This is a genomic window from Glutamicibacter uratoxydans, from assembly GCF_050753455.1.
Classification (GTDB): domain Bacteria; phylum Actinomycetota; class Actinomycetes; order Actinomycetales; family Micrococcaceae; genus Glutamicibacter; species Glutamicibacter uratoxydans_A.
On record NZ_CP192736.1, the window covers coordinates 1,765,888 to 1,783,780 of the forward strand.

The window sequence follows — 17,893 nt, forward strand, 5'->3', positions numbered from 1 at the left end:
CGTTAGCGCTGTCCCAGCTTGTCGCGTAGGCGAGCGAACATGCCGCTGGCATGCTCTACCTGACCTGCGGAGAACTCCTCACCACGCAATTTTGCCAGCTGCTCGAGCAGCTCACGCTGCGCCGCATCAAGCTTGGTGGGGGTTTCCACGCTCAGATGCACAATGATGTCTCCGCGCTTGCCGCCGCGTAAGCGTGGCACCCCGAGGCCTGGCAGAGTCACGGTGTGCCCGTCCTGCGCGCCGGGTTCCACCTGGACCGACTGTTCCCCATCAAAGGTTTCCAGCTTCAGTTCGCAACCTAGCGCCGCAGCGGTCATGGGAATGGTCATCTTGGCGTGGAGGTCGTTTTGGGCTCGCTCGAAGATCTTGTGTCGACGGACCTCAATCTCCACGAACAGATCCCCGTTCGGGCCGCCGCCAGGGCCGGCTTCGCCCTGATCGCGCAACTGAATTCGGGTACCGGAGGCTACACCGGCTGGCACGTTCAGCTGCTTCGACACATGTTCGCGTACCCGGCCATCGCCGTTGCACTCCAGACAAGGATCCGGGATGGTGGTGCCGAAACCACGGCATGCCGCACAGGTTTCCACGGTCATCATCTGGCCCAAGAAGGAGCGAACCGGACGCTGTACCTGGCCCTGCCCGTGGCAGATACTGCAGGTGACCGGACTGGATCCGGCACGGCAGCCCGAACCTTCACAGGTTTTACAGGTGACCGCGGTTTCCATTTCCAATGGGTAGACGGTTCCCTTAACGGCGTCTTCCAGATCGATGGTCACCGTGATCAGCGCGTCGCGGCCACGCTGGGTACGCGAAGCCGGACCTTGGCTGCCTGCCGCCCCACCGAAGAATTGTTCGAAGATGTCACCGAAGCCACCGAAACCGCCACCACCGAAGCCCTGCTGGCCGTTGCCGTTCTCGTCACCGGTTGCATCGTAATTAGCGCGCTTGGTCTCATCCGAAAGCACTTCGTAGGCGCGTGTGACGAGCTTGAACTTTTCCGCGGCATCATCGCCCGGATTAACATCCGGATGAAGTTTGCGGGCCAGTTTGCGGTAGGCGCTCTTAATTTGTTGTTGCGTAGCGTCCTGAGCGACACCCAGCGTCTCGTAATGCGAGCTCACGTCTTCGCGTGTCCTTTCGTAACCGTTGATTGAAGTCTATGTGGGGAAACCCGAAGGTTCCCTAACTGGCCAGAATCTTTGAGAGGTAGCGTGCTACCGCACGTACCGAGGCCATGGAACTTGGGTAATTCATCCGCGTGGGGCCTAATACCCCGAGCTTATTGCGCGAATCGCTGCCATAGCTGGTTGCTATCACTGCTGCTTCGGAAAGCTCACCAATATGTGTTTCGGTGCCGATACTCACCGACAAGCCACGCGAATCCGCTTCTAGTTCGGAGAAGAGCTTGAGTAAAACCACCTGTTCCTCCAGTGCTTCCAGCACCGGGGTGATACTTAAGGGGAAATCCCCACCGGCTCGAGCGAGGTTCGCGGTTCCGGCCATGAGGATTCGTTGCTCGGTAGCCGAGCGTGCCATCTCTCGCAGCGCGTGGAGGATCTCGGCTAAGAGTTCGCGAACCACCGGGGCCACGTCGATCACCGTGGTGCTGATCAGCGCATCCAGATCGGCAAGCCGGTACCCGGCCAAGGCGGAAAGAATACTGGTCTTCAGCCCGACAAGGGTCGCATCGGTGAAGCTTGTGGCACAGTTCAAGACCCGCTGATCCACGCTGCCATTCGAAGCAATAAGTACCAGCAGTACCTGTTGCGGACCCAACCCGACCAACTCAAGATGACGTAACGAAGCGGTGTCGTATTGTGGCACCTGAATCATGGCCACCTGATTGGTGAGCTTAGCCAATAAGCGCACCGTGCTGTGTAGCATCTCTTCAAGATCTTGCGAGGTGTCCAAAATTTTATTGATCGCATCACGTTCGGCCCGCGATAACGGCTTAATCTCGCTGATTTCATCGACAAAGCGTCGATAACCCTTTTCGGTGGGAACTCGCCCGGATGAGGTATGCGGGGCAACGATCAGCCCTTCCTCTTCCAGGGCAGCCATGTCATTGCGAATAGTCGCCGCTGATACGCCAAGATCGTGGCGATCAAGCAGGTTTTTGGAACCGACTGGCTCCCGGGACTGGACATAATCCTCAACGATGGCGCGCAAGACATCTAGTCGCCGCAATTCACTCACGGAAACACCGCCTTTCACTCCTGCTGATGTTTAGCACTCGAACTCTCCAACTGCTAAGTCTAATACCTTTGAGCGTTGCTAGCATGGGAAGTTGAGCGGTATTCGATCACAGCGAAAGGGCATGATCAGTGAGCAACTACCCGTGGGGCGCAGTGGATCTGGGCGCGCCTGCCAAAAAAGTTCTCCGTCAGGTGCCGGTGGAACGCGGACTGATCTTGGAAGATGTTGCCTCCGGATGGGTCGGTGAGCTGATTCGTACCGAAAAATCTGGGGGGATGCGGGTCATCGTGCTCGAAGACCGACACGGTAAGACCAAGTCCTTCCAATCCGGGTTCGGGTTCTTGTTAGAGGGCGAAGCCATCGAATTGGTTGAACCGCAGGCTAAGGCACAAAAACCGGCAACGCTGATCTCAAGTTCTGGTTCGCGTGCGGTGACCGGCCAGAAAGCTCGTACCGCCCGCGCCAGTCGCATTTGGGTGGAAGGTAAGCACGACGCCGAGCTGGTCGAAAAAGTCTGGGGTCACGATTTGCGTGTTGAAGGGATCGTGGTGGAGCCGCTACATGGCGTGGACGATCTGGCCGGGGCAATCGCCGAATTTGCCCCCTCCCCGCAACGCCGCCTTGGAATCCTCGTGGACCACCTGATTTCGGGAACCAAAGAAGAAAAGATCGCGGCCGAAGCGATGCGGGTCCCCGGCGCGGCGCACAACGTACTGATCTTGGGTCATCCGTACGTGGACATTTGGCAGGCAGTGAAACCCGAAGTCTTGGGTATTGCAGCATGGCCGGTGATTCCGCGCGGCACCGACTGGAAGACCGGGGTGCTGCGCAGCTTCGGGTGGCCGCACAATACCGCCGAAGATATCGGATTGGGCTGGCAACGGATCCTCTCGCGGGTGGAACACTATGGACAGCTGCAGCCCGAATTGCTCGGGAAAGTTGAACATCTCATCGATTTCCTGACCACCGAAGATTACGGTTTTCTAACAATCGAAGAATAGTGCTCAGAAGTCGGCGGGTTGGCGTCTGTGCCCCGCAGTGATGGATAGAATCGATGTTGACATTGCCCATCATTCGAGCCCAAGGATTATTTCCCGTGTCATCTCGCCAGACTGAGTCTTCGTCCGAAAACTCACGCTTCGAAGGTTCAAAGGTTAACGCGTTGCCGCTGAGCCCATCCGAAGATCGGCAATGGGCAATGCTGGCACATTTCGGTGGAATTCTCGGCTGTATTCCCTCGGCCATCATCTTCGCGATTTACCGTGATCGTGGCCCCTTCACCGCCCAAGAGTCAAAGGAAGCGTTCAATTTCACCTTCCCGTTGACCTTACTGGCGGTGATCTTGAACATTTTGAGTATTATCCCCGGCATCGGGTGGATCTTCGCCATTGGAGCGGTCGCTCTCTGGGTATTCATGACCCTGATGGGCGCCCGCGCCGGCATCGAAGTGAATAAGGGCCGCCCTTACCGGTACGCCCTCAACCTGCGACTGATGAAGTAACTTTCCTAGAAGTCCAAGAGTTTACGCACCACGAGGTCGGCTAAGAGCCGGCCTCGTTGCGTTAACACGATTTTTCCGGCCAACGCCAGCTTGGGGTCGATGAGTTTATCGGCGATTAAACCAGCCACCGCCTGGCGCCCTGAGGCATCCAACTCCGAAATCTGCATCCCGGTGTTCAAGCGCGTCAATAGCATGGTGCGCTCTAGCTGTACTGCCTGCGCATCAGGGAATTCACGCCCTGCGGCCGGGGAGATTCCGCCGTCGATCCGCTGCTGATAGGCTGCCGGGTGCTTCACATTCCACCAACGTAAACCGCCCACATGCGAGTGTGCTCCGGGGCCAGCTCCCCACCAGTCACCACCCTGCCAGTAGGCCAGATTGTGTCGGCAGGCGTGGGCTTCGCCACGTGACCAGTTCGAAACCTCATACCAATCGAATCCGGCCTGAGCGAAGAGCTCATCGGCAAGCTGGTATTTCTCCGCGTGATCGTCATCGTCGATATTCGGCACCTGGCCACGACGAATCTGAGCCGCTAGTTTGGTGCCCTCTTCGATGATCAAGGCATAGGCGCTGATATGGTCCGGTTCATAGCTCAATGCCGCTTCAACACTCGTGCGCCAATCGGCCACGGACTCCCCCGGCGTGCCGTAGATTAAATCGACACTGACGGCCAACCCGGCTTCGCGCGCCCAGGCCACGGCCTGCGGCACCCGTTCGGGGTTGTGTGTCCGATCCAATACTTTGAGCACATGCGGAACCGCGGACTGCATCCCAAAAGACACCCGGGTGAAACCGGCATCCGCTAGTTCCTGTAAGGATTCACGGCTCACCGAATCCGGGTTAGCCTCGGTGGTAACTTCCGCTCCGGCGGCCATGGTGAAGTTGGCGGTGATGCGCCCCAGTACCTTTGCCAAATCCGAGGCCGGTAACAAAGTGGGCGTTCCCCCGCCAAAGAAGACCGTATCGATCTGCCGAGCGGGAACTCCGGATCGATCCAATACGTGGCGGGCAAAGTCGATCTCGCGACTGACCGTGTCGGCATAGGTTGCTTGGGTGGCTCCGGAACCCAGCTCGGTGGCCGTATAGGTGTTGAAATCGCAATACCCGCACCGCACGGTGCAGAAGGGAATATGGACGTAGAAGGACATGGTCCGCTCCAACGCACCCTGCGCACAGGATGCGGGGAGCAGACCATCGGCCGGAGCCGGATCGCCGTCAGGCAAAACTGATGGCATTTACTTCTTTTTCGGTTCTTCGGTGGACAATGCGGCGATGAACGCTTCCTGGGGAACTTCCACCCGGCCGACCATCTTCATGCGCTTCTTGCCTTCCTTCTGCTTTTCCAGCAGCTTGCGCTTACGGCTGATGTCGCCGCCGTAGCACTTGGCCAAAACGTCCTTGCGGATGGCGCGGATGTTTTCGCGGGCAATAATGCGCGAACCGATGGCCGCCTGGATCGGCACCTCGAACTGCTGGCGTGGGATCAGCTCACGCAGCTTGCCGGTCATCATGGTGCCATAGGAGTACGCCTTGTCGCGGTGGGTGATCGCGGAGAACGCGTCGACCTGGTCGCCCTGCAACAGAATGTCGACCTTGACCAGATCGGCAACCTGCTCGCCGTCGGCCTTCCAGTCCAATGAGGCGTAACCGCGAGTGCGGGACTTGAGGTGATCGAAGAAGTCGAAGACAATTTCGGCCAGCGGCAGGTGGTAGCGCATCTCCACGCGATCCTCGGAGAGGTAGTCCATACCGCGCAACGTGCCACGGCGGTTCTGGCACAGTTCCATCACTGCGCCAATGAACTCACTCGGAGCAAGAATGGTGGCGGCCACCATCGGCTCGTGCACCTCGAGGATCTTGCCATCGGGGAACTCCGAGGGGTTGGTCACGGTGCGCATCACCTTGTCTTCGGTCATCACCTCGTACACGACGTTCGGTGCGGTGGAGATCAAATCCAAGCCGAATTCGCTCTCCAGACGCTGGCGAGTGATTTCCAGGTGCAGAAGTCCGAGGAAGCCCACACGGAAACCGAAGCCGAGCGCCACGGAGGTTTCCGGTTCATAGATCAACGCGGCGTCATTGAGCTGCAGTTTATCCAAGGCATCACGAAGCACCGGGTAGTCGGTGCCGTCCAGCGGGTACAACCCGGAGAACACCATCGGCTTGGGCTCTTCATAGCCGCCCAAGGATTCCTCGGCTGGTTTGATGCTATTGGTGACGGTGTCACCAACCTTGGATTGGCGTACGTCCTTCACACCGGTGATCAGGTAACCTACCTCGCCCACGCTAAGGCCCTTGGTGGGAACCGGGTTCGGTGAAGACACACCAATTTCCAGCAGTTCGTGGGTGGTGTCGGTGGACATCATCTGGATCTTTTCACGCGGCTCCAGTTTGCCGTCGACCACACGTACATAGGTCACCACGCCGCGGTAGGTGTCGTATACCGAGTCGAAGATCATTGCACGAGCCGGGGCATCGGCAACGCCGACCGGTGGCGGAAGCTGCTTGATGACCTCATCGAGCAGCGCTTCCACACCTTCACCGGTTTTGCCCGAAACCTTGAGTACGTCTTCGGGTTCGCAACCGATCAATCCGGCCAGTTCCTCGGCATACTTTTCTGGCTGCGCGTTGGGTAGGTCGATTTTGTTCAAGACCGGAATGATCGTCAGATCACTTTCGATGGCCAGGTACAGGTTGGCCAGGGTCTGCGCCTCGATGCCCTGTGCAGCGTCGACCAGCAGGATGGCGCCTTCGCAGGCGGCCAATGAGCGCGAGACCTCATAGGTGAAGTCCACGTGACCGGGGGTGTCGATCATGTTCAGCGCATAGCTGGTGCCATCAACTTCCCAAGGCATGCGCACGGCCTGAGACTTGATGGTAATTCCGCGTTCCCGCTCAATGTCCATCCGGTCCAGGTACTGGGCTTTCATATCGCGCGCCGCGACCACTCCGGTGAGCTGCAGCATCCGGTCGGCAAGAGTCGACTTGCCGTGGTCGATGTGCGCGATAATGCAGAAGTTCCGGATGATCGAAGGATCAGTCGCGGCGGGCACCGGTGCGGTGCGGGCCATAGGAGACACCTAAACAGACCTCACTAAATAACGTTGAGTACACGTGGATTTAGTCTCTATTCTGTCATGATTTGACCGAAACTACGCTATTGCAGCGGATCGCGCTGATAGTTTGTGCTCTATGGCATTCAACGCACGAAAGTTCTTTTCCGCCCTGAATCGTGTTGTCCGTGAAATCACGCGTGCACAACAGACCGCCAACAAGGGCGGCAGCGGCTCGACCCGGGGCACCGCTAGTAAGTCACCGGCCCCTCGGCCCAGGACAGCAACTCGGGCAACACCGCGAGAAAACCTCAGCGGATATCCTGGCGATTACAGCGGCCGGATCAGTTTTGAATACAGCCCCAAACTCGACGGGCAACCAGATCCGGGCGAGGTGGTCTGGGGGTGGGTTCCTTATGAGGAGGACCATTCTCAGGGCAAGGACCGTCCCGTGCTACTGGTGGGGCGGGATGATCAATGGCTGCTTGGACTTATGCTCACTTCGAAGGACAACACCAACGGCAAGCATCGGGATCCCGATTATGTGGACATCGGTAGCGGTGCCTGGGACCGCCAGGGCCGGCCTAGTGAGGTGAAACTGGACCGGGTGATCCGTTTAGCCCCGGACGCGGTGCGACGTGAAGGTGCCGTGCTTGGTCGGGAGCAGTTCAGCCTCGTTGCCGAACGGTTTAAGTCCCGCTGAGAAGATGCGCTAGATCACGCCGCCGAGCGGGGATACAACTCGAACTGCCCCCACTCTTCTGATAGAGTTTGTAGTTGTGTGTCGCGCAGGTTGGGCGACACGCCCCCTTCGGGTCGCCATAGGTGCCCCACACCGCTCAGTCGATGGCCTGAAGGATGAACCCTCTACCGACCGTATAAGACAATAAACGAGAGAGTTTATTAAGTGGCAAACATCAAGTCCCAGAAGAAGCGCATCCTCACCAACGAAAAGGCTCGCGTCCGCAACGTCGCAGTCCGCTCCGAGGTTAAGACTGTGATCCGCAACGTCAACGCTGCAGTTGCAGCCGGTGACAAGGAAAAGGCAACCGAAGCACTGCAGGTTGCCGGCCGCAAGCTGGATAAGGCAGTTAGCAAGGGTGTTCTGCACAAGAACAACGCAGCTAACCGCAAGTCGGCCATCGCCAAGAAGGTTAACGCCCTCTAAGCTTTAGCAAACTTCAAGAAATCCGGGTTCCCCACAAAGGAACCCGGATTTTTTTGTTGCTCGCTGAGCTATTGGACCTCACGCAGACTCAAGAATTTCTAGAATTCGACCTGAATCCCCAGCAGGGTGGCCAGATCCTCGGCCAAAAGGTTGAATTGTTGACCGCTCATTTTGCTCCCCCGCAAACTTTCTAACCCGTGAACCTGGAGAAAATCCAGACCCCGGATGTCAACCTGCCGTAGTGTGGCTCCCTGCAGGCCCAATTGTTTGGTTCGGCATTGTTCAAAGCTCACACGCTCGATGTTTCCGCCCAGATCAATTTCGTCGAACTGACAGTTTCTGAACAATACGTCTCGCACTTTCGCGCCGCGCAGATTTAACCACCCAAATTTGCAATCCTCGAACACCACCGAGTCAAGGTCTGCTTCCGCAAAATCCGCCGAACCGAAGCGACTATGGTGCACGCGTACCGCGTTGAGGGATGAACCAGCTCCGTGGAGAACTGGGCTATCGATGCGCTCGAGTACGCATTGCCACAGCCGGGTGTCGAGCAAGGACTGCAGGTTGAACGAACTGAACCGGCACTCCTCGAAGCGCAGTTGCGCTGCATCCAGAGGCGCAGCGAATCCTGTGAAATGTAGCAGCTCCAGATATTCACCGGAATTCAGATCTGTGAATTCACCTCGTAGCAACGGAGGTAGTGTGAACGGGCGAATCCGTGGTTGCTTCATCCCAGAAGGCTCCTAAGACCTCGCGTGCCAGCGGGTTTACTAGTGTGGCGCTTTGCCGGCGATAAAAAGTACGGCCTGTTCTAGGGCATAGGCCGCCGAACGGCTACCACCCTTGACCATACTGTCGGTGAGCGCCACCTTCTCGATGCATTCGGCGACATCCTTACGCTTCCACCCGCGTGCCTGCTGTTGCGCGGCTTGGACCTGCCAAGGAGCCATGCCAAGCTCACTGGCCATTTTCGCCACCGGCTCGTTGACCCCTAAGACTTTGGCTAGTTGACGGACCTTCAACGCCAACGTGGCCACCACCGGAATTGGGTCGGTCCCGGTGTCTAAGGCGTGGCGCAAGGTGGCCAGGGCTTGTTGGGCGTTGCCAGCGATGGCAGCGTCCGCTACCTTAAAGGCGGTGGCTTCTACTCGCCCACCGTAATACCGGTCCACCAGATCCTGATCGATGAGCCCGGTGGTGTCAGCAATGAGCTGTTGGCACGATGCCCCCAACTCGGCTAGTGATGAACCGACCGCGGCAACCAAGGCCTTAACCGCATCATTGGTGATCCGGCGTTTGGCGACCTTGAACTCAGCGGTGACGAAATCAACCTTTTCCGCGTCTCGTTTCAAGGGCTGACAATCGACCACCAGTGCACCGGCCTGTTTCAGTGCGTCGATCAGTTTCTTGCCACGCTGCCCCGAATGATGCATGATCAGTACATTTTCTGGTGGCGTATCTTTCAGATAGGCCAGTGCATCACGCAGGAAGTACTCGTTCATGCCGGCCAGATCCTGGATTTCAACGAGGTTGGCGGAGGCGAAGAGCGAGGAACTGGTCGCCATGAGCAGCTCACCGGGTTCATAGGAGGAAGCTGACAGCCGGGTGATTTCGATCCCCTCGCGGGCCGAAGCTTGTTGGCGGAGGATTTCGAAAGCGCGTGAGGCAATATATTCGTCGGGTCCTGAAAGCAGGATCAGTGGTTGTGGGGTGATCTCCCGCCACGAGATGCCGGCTGATTTTTGCGCGCGTGCCATCATGTTCCTTTACAAACCGTTTTCCTGCCTCACTGATCCTATCGAACCGGACCGGCAATTCCGGTGGCGGTGGCTCTGCCGTGCTCAAATGTGATCGTTACCGTGCCGTTAATGTCGCTGCGTAACACTTCGGTGCCCTGCTCATGGGCGGCTTGCAGAATGCTCTCATGGGGGTGGCCGTAGTTATTGCCAGCACCCACCGAAATCAGCAACAGTCGGGGTGTGAAGTGTTCTATGATCTGTGTTCCACCGTTACGTGCCCCATGATGTGAGGCCTTCAGCACGGTGATTTCTTGTTGCGTGAGCTCATCAAGTAGCTTCGACATGGCGTGTTCCTCCATGTCCCCTGCGCTGAGGAAACTATATGTGCGATCCGCAATCCTGAATTCGAGGAGCAATACCAAGGAGGTGTCATTAATGCTTGCCGAGGAGATCCCCTCAGGATCCGGGCCGAGCACCCGAACGGTGGTGCTGCCTTGGGAGAACTCATCACCTTGTTGGACCTGCCGCAGCTGCCGCTGCGGGTTCATGGGAACTGGTGCCGAGGTGAAGATTTCGGCCACGGGCACCGGGCTGGCCAACAGTTCGGGAAGGGCGCCCATATGGTCTTCGTGCGCGTGAGTAATGAATACCGCCTCCAGCTTTTCAATCCCCAATTCATCAAGGCAGTTTAATAGCCCACTGTTGGCGCTTCCGGTATCGATCAGCCAACCCGAATGATTTCCCAAGGAAATCACGAAGGCATCGCCCTGCCCGACATCACACATCGCCAGTTGCCAATGAGGTGGCGTGGGTCGAATTAGTGAGGTGGCAGGAAGCAGCAAGGCGCAGAGTGCGACCATGCCGAAAACGAGAATTTTACTCCCCAGGCGGCGCAACCAAGGGTGTTCTGCGTGCATTACGGTGAGAATGACTATGCCGAACCCGAGTGTGAATCCGGTGGCTAAAAGGACCCCGAACGCACCCGGTGGCCAGGGACGTTGCGCGCCGGGCCAGGACACGGCCCAGAGCGCCAGTTCACCAATCCCCCAGGCTGGAACTCCCGGGATCCAAACCAGCAGATTCACTAAAGCAGGGGCCGCGAGAACCAATGCAACACACAGGATTCCGAGGACCGTGATCAGCGGGATCACTGCGGTCACCAGTAGATTCAGCGGGATCGAGTACAAACTGAATTTCTCGGATAGAGCGATAATGACCGGTAGGCAGGTCAGTTGTGCTGCGGCACAGATCGCGATGGGTTGAGCCACGAACTGTGGCACAGCGCGGGAAAGAAAGACGGTGATCGGTGGAGCGAAAACAATGATTCCTAAGGTGGCCAAGACAGAGAGTGCAAAGGCTGCCTCGGCGGCCAGTTCGGGGCTAATCAGCAGGAGCAAGGTCGCGCTCAGGCATAAGATCCCGAGACTGGCTCGACCACGTCCAAAATGCAGGCTGACGGCGGCGATCGCCCCCATCACCGCGGCCCGCAGCACGCTGGGTTCGGGTCCGACCAGCAAGGTGAACAGCACAAGGCTTACGGCTAGTCCGCTGAGCACTAGCAAACGCATGGCACCCAATGCTCGGAGGATCAGCATGACGATCCCGCCAACGATGGCGCAATTGGACCCACTGACGGCAGTCAGGTGGCTCAACCCGGTGGCTTTCATCGCCTCGGTGAGCCGGTCATCCTGTAGTGACCTATCCCCGTAGAGCATCCCCGGCAATAAGGCTTGAGCCGAGTCCGGTAGTGATTCGACGGCGGCGGCAAACGCTTCTTTAACTCCATCGCTACGACTTGCTACGGCGGCAGTGTGCATGCTTAGTGGCCCGGTGACGGTCCCCCAGTAGCGGATCGCGCTGCGGGCGCCGGTGGATTCTAGCCGCATCAATGAGGTGAAGCTGCGGGCGCCCGCCGGTGGTGGCTGATGCGCAGTGACGTAAATTTGGGCCTCGCAGCTCACCCAGTTCTCTGAATCCCGGTAGCCAAGCAGTTCTGCCCGGCCTTTGAACAGTCCGTCGTCCGAAGTGCGCGGCGTATCGGAGTATTCCCACATCACCCGCAAGGTCGCGGAGTCTGTCAGTGGCAGGTGGCAGGTGGTGTGTCCCAGGTTCCCCACCATCACTGCCACCGCAGCAGTGAGCAACAATAACGGGCCAGTGAACCAGGGTGCAGCATAGCTACGGTCATGCTGGGTGCGTGCGGCCAGTGCAAAAAGCAGGGCAACGCTCAGTAGACAGGGCACTACCACCCAGATCGGTGGGAGGAACCACGCCGCCAACCATGCGCCAGCTAAGAGCCAGAGTCCGCGGAAGTCGATGTTCATGGCACCTGAACCAGATCCTGGAGCTTACCGACCAGCACCGACCCAATCCCGGTAACCTCATCCAATTCCTCGACCGAGGTGAAGGGCCCGTTCGCTTCACGAAAATCGATAATTCGTCCGGCCAGTGCCGGGCCGATCCCCGGTAGCCGGGTCAGGGTCTCGGCATCGGCCTGATTAATGTTAATGAGACCGTCTGCGGGCTGGCCGGACTGGCTGGGCTGGGCGCTACCGGCCGGGGCGAAACCTGGCGGTATCCCCGCATCCTGAGGTCCGGGAAGAAAGATTTGTTGCCCGTCCACCAGCACCGAGGCCAAGTTCAGGAGTTCCGGGCGGGCTTCTGAGTTCATTCCTCCGGCGGCCTGAATAGCATCATTGATGCGCGATCCGCTGGGTAGCTCGTAGACTCCGGGGCGGTTCACCTCGCCGACCACATGCACAGTTAGGGTTTGGGCAGTATCTGGTTCTGGGGGTGGCGTGGAAGGAGGCGCCCCGAGTTGCTCTTGTTCGGTCTCGACGCTCAGTAGCTGCTCGGTGGGTTCGCTGGAATTGAACAGGATTGACAGGCTGACCCAGGTGATGACTGCCAAGACCACGGTGATTGCGGCCGCCCGGGACACGGCGAAGCGGATCCGCGAGGGACGCGGAGCGCTCGTGGAGAAAATATTGTGCCGGCCCATGCCAGCCAGTGTGGCCGGTGAGCGGCAGCCGGGTTACGTACCTTCGGCCGGCTGTGGATAGTTCGGGGCGATACAGGCAGCGACCACTCCGATACCGGTGTGCGCTGCCAAGACCGCAGGCAAATCTTCTAAGACAACCGGCCGATCACTTAAATCCTTGAGCTGTTCGCTGATTTCTTCAGCTTCTTCCAGCGCCCCGAAATGCATGACACCCACATCGAGATCGGTCTGCGCAGTCTCGGCTGCGTCCCGTGCCAGAGCCACAATCCGTGCCAAAGCGCGAGGGAACGTGCGGGGCTTTTCGACCGCCTGAATGGTACCGGCGCTAATCGAAAGAATGGGTTTGACGCTTAGCAGGCTCCCGAGCACCCCTGACAGTGCGCTGATGCGTCCACCGCGGCGCAGTTGCTCCAAGGAGGGGACCGCGAAAAACACTTGGTTATCTTCGGCAGCGCGGGCGATGTCCACGAGTTCTTCGAAACCTGCTCCGGCGGCACGCCGGGAGAGCATTTTGCGTACGGCGAAGCCCAGAGCCAACGCCACGGTGCGGGAGTCCACCACGGTAACCGGAACGTCCACCTCACCGGCGGCGAGGCGGGCGGATTCATAGGTCCCGGACAGTGAAGCGGACATGTGTACCGAGATGATCTTTTCGCATCTGGCGGCGGCCAGTTGCCGGTAGGCGTGGATGAAATGTCCCGGCGAGGGGCGTGAGGTACGCACCGCCTGCCCCATGGCCAGACCCATCAGCAGTGCCTGTGGGTCATCTTGATGAATGACGTCGTCGACGATCACCGGGATGGAGAGCACCGTAAAGTCCGGGTATTCCAGCCAAGGGCCGGATAGGCAGGCCGAGGAATCGGTGACGATCCCAATTTTAGAGCGCGCCGGGTCACGTGCTGGACGGAATTTCGGGAACCATCCGGCACGTGACCCGGTCGAGCGATCACTCATAATTGTCAGCTTACGGCGCTGGCACCACGTTGACGAGCTTTGGAGCGCGCACAATCACCTTCAGCGGAGCCTTGCCATCCAGCATCCGCACCACGTTCTCGTGGGCTAGGGCTGCGGCTTCCAGATCGGCTTCGCTGATGTCCACTGGGACCTCCAGACGTGCCCGAACCTTGCCCTTGATCTGCACCACTGCGGTAATGGTGTCATCGACCAGCAAGGATTCATCCACGGTAGGCCACAGACTGTTGGACACGCTTGGTTCGTAACCGAGCTGGGCCCACATGTCCTCCGCGGTGTACGGGGCGAAGAGGCTGAGCAACTGAGCGACCACGTCGGTGGCTTCGCGGACGGCTGGATCGGCGGCCCCGGCACCGGAGTCGATGGTCTTACGGGTGGCGTTGACCAGCTCCATGGTCTTAGCGATCACCACGTTGAACTTATTCGAATCCAGTAGCTGCGCCGACTCGTGCACGGTGCGATGGGTAATCTGACGTAGCGCCTTGTCCCCGGTGCGGTAGTCCACTCCCGGCGCACTGGTGACATCCTGAGCTAGTCGCCAGGCGCGAGCCAAGAACTTTTGTGAACCGGCTGGCGACACGTCGGCCCAGTCCACGTCGTCCTCCGGTGGGGAGGCGAAAACCATGGTCAGCCGCACGGCGTCCACACCGTACTTGTCCAACTGTTCGCCCAGATCCACACCGTTACCCAAGGACTTACTCATGGCCTTACCGCCGTTGAGTACCTGTCCCTGGTTCAACAGGGCGCTGAATGGTTCGGTGGCGTCAATCAGACCCAGATCGTAGATGACCTTGGTAAAGAAACGGGAGTAGAGCAAGTGCAAGATGGCGTGCTCCACACCACCCACGTACTGACCCACCGGCATCCAGTCACGGACGGCCTGCGGGTCGAATGGGCCCTCGGTGTAGTTCGGCGAGACGAAACGCAGGAAGTACCACGAGGAGTCCACGAAGGTGTCCATGGTGTCGGTGTCGCGCTTGGCGTCCTTGCCACAGGTTGGGCATGCCACGTTGACCCAGTCCTCCGCGGCGGCCAGCGGGCTGGTGCCCTTCGGGGCCAGATCTTCACCGCGCAGGTTATCCGGCAAACGCACCGGCAGCTGATCATCGGGTACCGGGACTTCACCACAGTCGGCGCAGTGAATGATCGGGATGGGGGTGCCCCAGAAACGCTGGCGGGAAAGCAGCCAGTCGCGCAGCCGGAAGTTCACCGTGTGCTTGCCGGTGCCAGCAGTTTCCACGATCTCGATAGCCTTGGCGATCGCCGCTTCCTTGCCCAGCCCATTGAGCTCACCGGAGTTGATCAGTTCACCGTCCCCGGCGGTAGCCACGCCACTAACCTGGGGGTCTTCTTCCCCGGTGTTGACCACTACGCGGACTGGCAGGTCGAAAGTGCGGGCGAAATCCAGGTCGCGCTGATCGTGCGCGGGCACCGCCATGATCGCGCCGGTACCGTAATCGGCCAGCACGTAGTCAGCAGCCCAGATCGGCAGCTTCTCCCCGGATAGCGGGTTGATGCCGTAGCGTCCGGTGAACACGCCGGTCTTCTCCCGCTCGGTGTTCTGGCGCTCAATTTCGGACAGGTGAGTGACCTGCTCCTGGTAGCTTTCCAAGGCAGCACGCTGCTGCTCGGTGACCAGCTCATTAGCCAGCTCAGCGTCGGCGGCCACCACCATGAAGGTTGCCCCGAAGAGCGTGTCCGGACGGGTGGTGTAAACCGGGATGTCCTTGGCTGGCTTATCGTCGGTGGCCTCAATGGTGAAGGTCACCTCGGCGCCTTCGGAACGACCGATCCAGTTCTTCTGCATCAACAGCACACGCTCTGGCCAGTGACCCTTGAGCTGCTCCATGTCCTCAAGCAGACGGTCGGCGTAGTCGGTGATCTTGAAGTACCACTGGTTCAGCGCCTTCTTGGTGACCTCGGTGCCGCACCGTTCACAGGCGCCGTTAACAACCTGCTCGTTGGCCAGCACGGTCTGGTCCTTCGGGCACCAGTTCACCGGGTGGTTCTTGCGGTAGGCCAGACCCTTTTCGTAGAAACGATTAAACAGCCACTGGGTCCACTGGTAGTACTCGGGATCCGAGGTGTGCAGACGGCGGTCCCAGTCCGCGGAAATGGCGTATCTCTTGAAGCTGGCGGCCTGCGTGTCAATGTTGGCGTAAGTCCACTCCGATGGGTGGGCGTTGCGCTTGATCGCGGCGTTCTCGGCCGGCAGACCGAAGGAGTCCCATCCGATTGGGTGCATCACGTCGTAGCCCTTGAGCTTCCAATAACGAGCCACCACATCACCCATGGCGAACGCTTCGGCGTGACCCATATGGAGATCACCGGACGGGTAAGGGAACATGTCTAGCACGTAACGACGTTCGGCCGATCCATCTTCCTTGGGCTTGAAGACCTTAAGATCTTCCCAAATAGGGGCCCATTTGGCTTCCATGGACTGGAAGTCGTACGTATTCGTCTCGTGCGTCGATGATGTCACTTAGCTCGTCTCACAAACTTGCTCAATTGATTGGTCTGACCCAGAGTGCGCGATGACCCGAGCCGAAAAGCTTCGGGGTGCGCCACCTTAGACTAGGTGAAACTGGGAATGCATACCGCGATTCTACCGCAACAGCACGCGCCGAAGCGCATCGAAGACCCGGCCTTGGTGCACTGTCGAGCACGCCTCAGCTCGGTCCTGAACCCCCGGGGCTCGCAAGTGGCTCGTGCGCTGGCGAACGCGGTGGTTAGGAAATTTCGGTGTCTTCATCCACCCAGTCGAAAGTGCGGGTCACCGCCTTCTTCCACACCCGAAGCTTTCGCTCGCGGTCTGCCTCACTCAGCGTAGGTTCCCAGCGTTGATCCTCGGACCAGTTCTTTTCCAGGTCTTCTAGGTTTTCCCAGAACCCGACGGCTAAACCGGCCGCGTAGGCGGCCCCCAGCGCGGTGGTTTCGGTCACCCGGGGCCGCAAGACCGGCACCCCGAGCACATCGGACTGAAATTGCATGAGCTTATCGTTGGCCACCATCCCGCCATCCACCTTCAATTCGGTGAGCGGAACAGCTACGTCGGCGTTGACCGCATCCAACACTTCGCGAGTTTGGAATGCGGTGGCCTCCAGGGCGGCCCGCGAGATATGTGACTTATTCGCATATCGGGTGAGCCCCACAATCACCCCGCGGGCATCGGAGCGCCAATAGGGTGCGTAAAGTCCGGAGAAGGCCGGGACGATATAGACCCCGCCGTTGTCTTCCACCTGTTCGGCCAGCTCTTCAATCTGAGAGGCACGCGAAATCAGACCCAGATTATCGCGCAGCCATTGCACCAGGGATCCGGCGACCGCGATGGAACCTTCCAGCGCGTACACCGGTGCTTGCTCCCCGAGTTGGTAGGCCATCGTGGTCAGTAGCCCATTATCTGAGTGCACGATGTCTTCACCGGTGTTGAAGATCAGGAAACAGCCGGTGCCGTAGGTGTTCTTAGCCTGCCCCGCACTGAAGGCCGCTTGCCCGAAGGTGGCCGCCTGCTGGTCGCCGAGAATACCGCACACCGGGGTGCCGGCCAGTAATTGGCTCTCATGTACCTGCCCGTAGATTTCGGAGGAGGAGCGGATCTCGGGCATCATCGAGCGTGGCACGGTGAAGTCAGCAAGGATCTGCTCATCCCATTGCAGGGTCTCTAAATCCATGAACATGGTGCGCGAGGCGTTGGTGACATCGGTGAGGTGTACTCCCCCGGCTGGGCCGCCGGTCAGGTTCCACAGTACCCAGGTGTCGGTGGTGCCAAAGAGTAAATCTCCGGCTTCGGCCCGGGCTCGCGCATCGTCCACGTTATCGAGGATCCATTTGATTTTGGTACCCGAAAAGTAGGTGGCCAATGGTAACCCGACACGTTGCTTGTAACGATCCACTCCCCCATCAGCGGCCAGCTCATCGACGATTTTCTGGGTGCGGGTGTCCTGCCAAACGATCGCATGGTGGACTGGTTGACCGGTATGGCGGTCCCACACCACGGTGGTCTCACGCTGGTTGGTGATGCCCACGGCCACGATGTCATGCCGAGTCAGGTTCGCGGTGCCCAGCGCTTTACCGATAACCTCCCGGGTGTTGCGCCAGATTTCGGTGGCATCGTGTTCCACCCACCCGGCGGCGGGGAAAATCTGCCGGTGTTCCTGCTGGCCCACCGACACCAGCTGGCCCGCATGATCGAAAATGATCGCCCGGGAACTGGTGGTGCCCTGATCAATGGCTAACACGTATTTCGGGCTCAATCTCGTT

The 17,893-nt window shown here is 59.1% G+C and carries 15 protein-coding genes; 4 read left to right on the plus strand and 11 right to left on the minus strand.

Annotated elements, in window-relative coordinates:
• Positions 1–2 precede the first annotated feature (2 nt).
• Together dnaJ and hrcA are read right to left on the minus strand one after the other, a co-directional pair.
• Positions 3–1,124 (minus strand): molecular chaperone DnaJ, encoded by a 1,122-nt coding sequence (gene dnaJ / locus ACQQZ8_RS08065; protein ID WP_431709329.1) that lies wholly within the window; start codon positions 1,122–1,124, stop codon positions 3–5.
• 61 nt (positions 1,125–1,185) lie between these two features.
• On the minus strand, positions 1,186–2,199 hold the full coding sequence (gene hrcA, locus ACQQZ8_RS08070; protein WP_431709330.1) for a heat-inducible transcriptional repressor HrcA: 1,014 nt from the start codon (positions 2,197–2,199) through the stop codon (positions 1,186–1,188).
• A 128-nt stretch (positions 2,200–2,327) separates the two neighbouring features.
• Here hrcA and ACQQZ8_RS08075 point away from each other — a divergent pair, with 128 nt between their 5' ends.
• Together ACQQZ8_RS08075 and ACQQZ8_RS08080 are read left to right on the plus strand one after the other, a co-directional pair.
• Complete coding sequence (locus tag ACQQZ8_RS08075; protein ID WP_431709331.1) at positions 2,328–3,200, plus strand: DUF3097 family protein; 873 nt, start codon at positions 2,328–2,330, stop codon at positions 3,198–3,200.
• A gap of 95 nt (positions 3,201–3,295) precedes the next feature.
• The gene (locus ACQQZ8_RS08080; protein WP_431709332.1) at positions 3,296–3,700 is read left to right on the plus strand and encodes a DUF4870 domain-containing protein; all 405 of its coding nucleotides are present in this window, start codon (positions 3,296–3,298) and stop codon (positions 3,698–3,700) included.
• A gap of 5 nt (positions 3,701–3,705) precedes the next feature.
• Here the strand turns inward: ACQQZ8_RS08080 and hemW are convergent, their stop codons facing one another.
• Complete coding sequence (hemW, locus tag ACQQZ8_RS08085; protein WP_431709333.1) at positions 3,706–4,935, minus strand: radical SAM family heme chaperone HemW; 1,230 nt, start codon at positions 4,933–4,935, stop codon at positions 3,706–3,708.
• The gene (gene lepA / locus ACQQZ8_RS08090; protein ID WP_431709334.1) at positions 4,936–6,780 is read right to left on the minus strand and encodes a translation elongation factor 4; all 1,845 of its coding nucleotides are present in this window, start codon (positions 6,778–6,780) and stop codon (positions 4,936–4,938) included.
• A gap of 112 nt (positions 6,781–6,892) precedes the next feature.
• Here lepA and ACQQZ8_RS08095 point away from each other — a divergent pair, with 112 nt between their 5' ends.
• Positions 6,893–7,456, plus strand: a complete 564-nt coding sequence (locus tag ACQQZ8_RS08095) for a type II toxin-antitoxin system PemK/MazF family toxin (protein WP_431709335.1) — start codon at positions 6,893–6,895, stop codon at positions 7,454–7,456.
• 204 nt (positions 7,457–7,660) lie between these two features.
• On the plus strand, positions 7,661–7,921 hold the full coding sequence (rpsT, locus tag ACQQZ8_RS08100; RefSeq protein ID WP_431709336.1) for a 30S ribosomal protein S20: 261 nt from the start codon (positions 7,661–7,663) through the stop codon (positions 7,919–7,921).
• A 98-nt stretch (positions 7,922–8,019) separates the two neighbouring features.
• Here the strand turns inward: rpsT and ACQQZ8_RS08105 are convergent, their stop codons facing one another.
• The 7 genes from ACQQZ8_RS08105 to glpK form a co-directional block, all read right to left on the minus strand.
• The gene (locus ACQQZ8_RS08105) at positions 8,020–8,475 is read right to left on the minus strand and encodes a pentapeptide repeat-containing protein (protein ID WP_431709337.1); all 456 of its coding nucleotides are present in this window, start codon (positions 8,473–8,475) and stop codon (positions 8,020–8,022) included.
• A 216-nt stretch (positions 8,476–8,691) separates the two neighbouring features.
• Positions 8,692–9,681: a DNA polymerase III subunit delta gene (gene holA / locus ACQQZ8_RS08110; RefSeq protein WP_431709338.1), complete on the minus strand. Its 990-nt coding sequence runs from the start codon at positions 9,679–9,681 to the stop codon at positions 8,692–8,694.
• 35 nt (positions 9,682–9,716) lie between these two features.
• The gene (locus ACQQZ8_RS08115) at positions 9,717–11,984 is read right to left on the minus strand and encodes a DNA internalization-related competence protein ComEC/Rec2 (RefSeq protein ID WP_431709339.1); all 2,268 of its coding nucleotides are present in this window, start codon (positions 11,982–11,984) and stop codon (positions 9,717–9,719) included.
• Positions 11,981–12,661 (minus strand): helix-hairpin-helix domain-containing protein, encoded by a 681-nt coding sequence (locus ACQQZ8_RS08120; protein WP_431709340.1) that lies wholly within the window; start codon positions 12,659–12,661, stop codon positions 11,981–11,983. The genes ACQQZ8_RS08115 and ACQQZ8_RS08120 overlap by 4 nt, the downstream gene beginning before the upstream one ends.
• Before the next feature lie 33 nt (positions 12,662–12,694).
• Positions 12,695–13,615: a DegV family protein gene (locus ACQQZ8_RS08125; protein ID WP_431709341.1), complete on the minus strand. Its 921-nt coding sequence runs from the start codon at positions 13,613–13,615 to the stop codon at positions 12,695–12,697.
• A 10-nt stretch (positions 13,616–13,625) separates the two neighbouring features.
• On the minus strand, positions 13,626–16,070 hold the full coding sequence (leuS, locus tag ACQQZ8_RS08130; protein ID WP_431712159.1) for a leucine--tRNA ligase: 2,445 nt from the start codon (positions 16,068–16,070) through the stop codon (positions 13,626–13,628).
• A gap of 292 nt (positions 16,071–16,362) precedes the next feature.
• A complete protein-coding gene (gene glpK / locus ACQQZ8_RS08135; protein ID WP_431709342.1) occupies positions 16,363–17,886 on the minus strand; it encodes a glycerol kinase GlpK in 1,524 nt (507 codons plus the stop codon).
• Between the last annotated feature and the right edge of the window lie 7 nt (positions 17,887–17,893).

What these genes read in the sequence shown, in the direction of transcription:
- hemW (WP_431709333.1), bottom strand. Translation starts at nt 4,935, where the DNA reads ATGCCATCAGTTTTGCCTGACGGCGATCCGGCTCCGGCCGATGGTCTG.
- ACQQZ8_RS08095 (WP_431709335.1), top strand. Translation starts at nt 6,893, where the DNA reads ATGGCATTCAACGCACGAAAGTTCTTTTCCGCCCTGAATCGTGTTGTC.
- holA (WP_431709338.1), bottom strand. Translation starts at nt 9,681, where the DNA reads ATGATGGCACGCGCGCAAAAATCAGCCGGCATCTCGTGGCGGGAGATC.
- ACQQZ8_RS08115 (WP_431709339.1), bottom strand. Translation starts at nt 11,984, where the DNA reads ATGAACATCGACTTCCGCGGACTCTGGCTCTTAGCTGGCGCATGGTTG.
- ACQQZ8_RS08120 (WP_431709340.1), bottom strand. Translation starts at nt 12,661, where the DNA reads ATGGGCCGGCACAATATTTTCTCCACGAGCGCTCCGCGTCCCTCGCGG.
- ACQQZ8_RS08125 (WP_431709341.1), bottom strand. Translation starts at nt 13,615, where the DNA reads ATGAGTGATCGCTCGACCGGGTCACGTGCCGGATGGTTCCCGAAATTC.
- leuS (WP_431712159.1), bottom strand. Translation starts at nt 16,070, where the DNA reads ATGGAAGCCAAATGGGCCCCTATTTGGGAAGATCTTAAGGTCTTCAAG.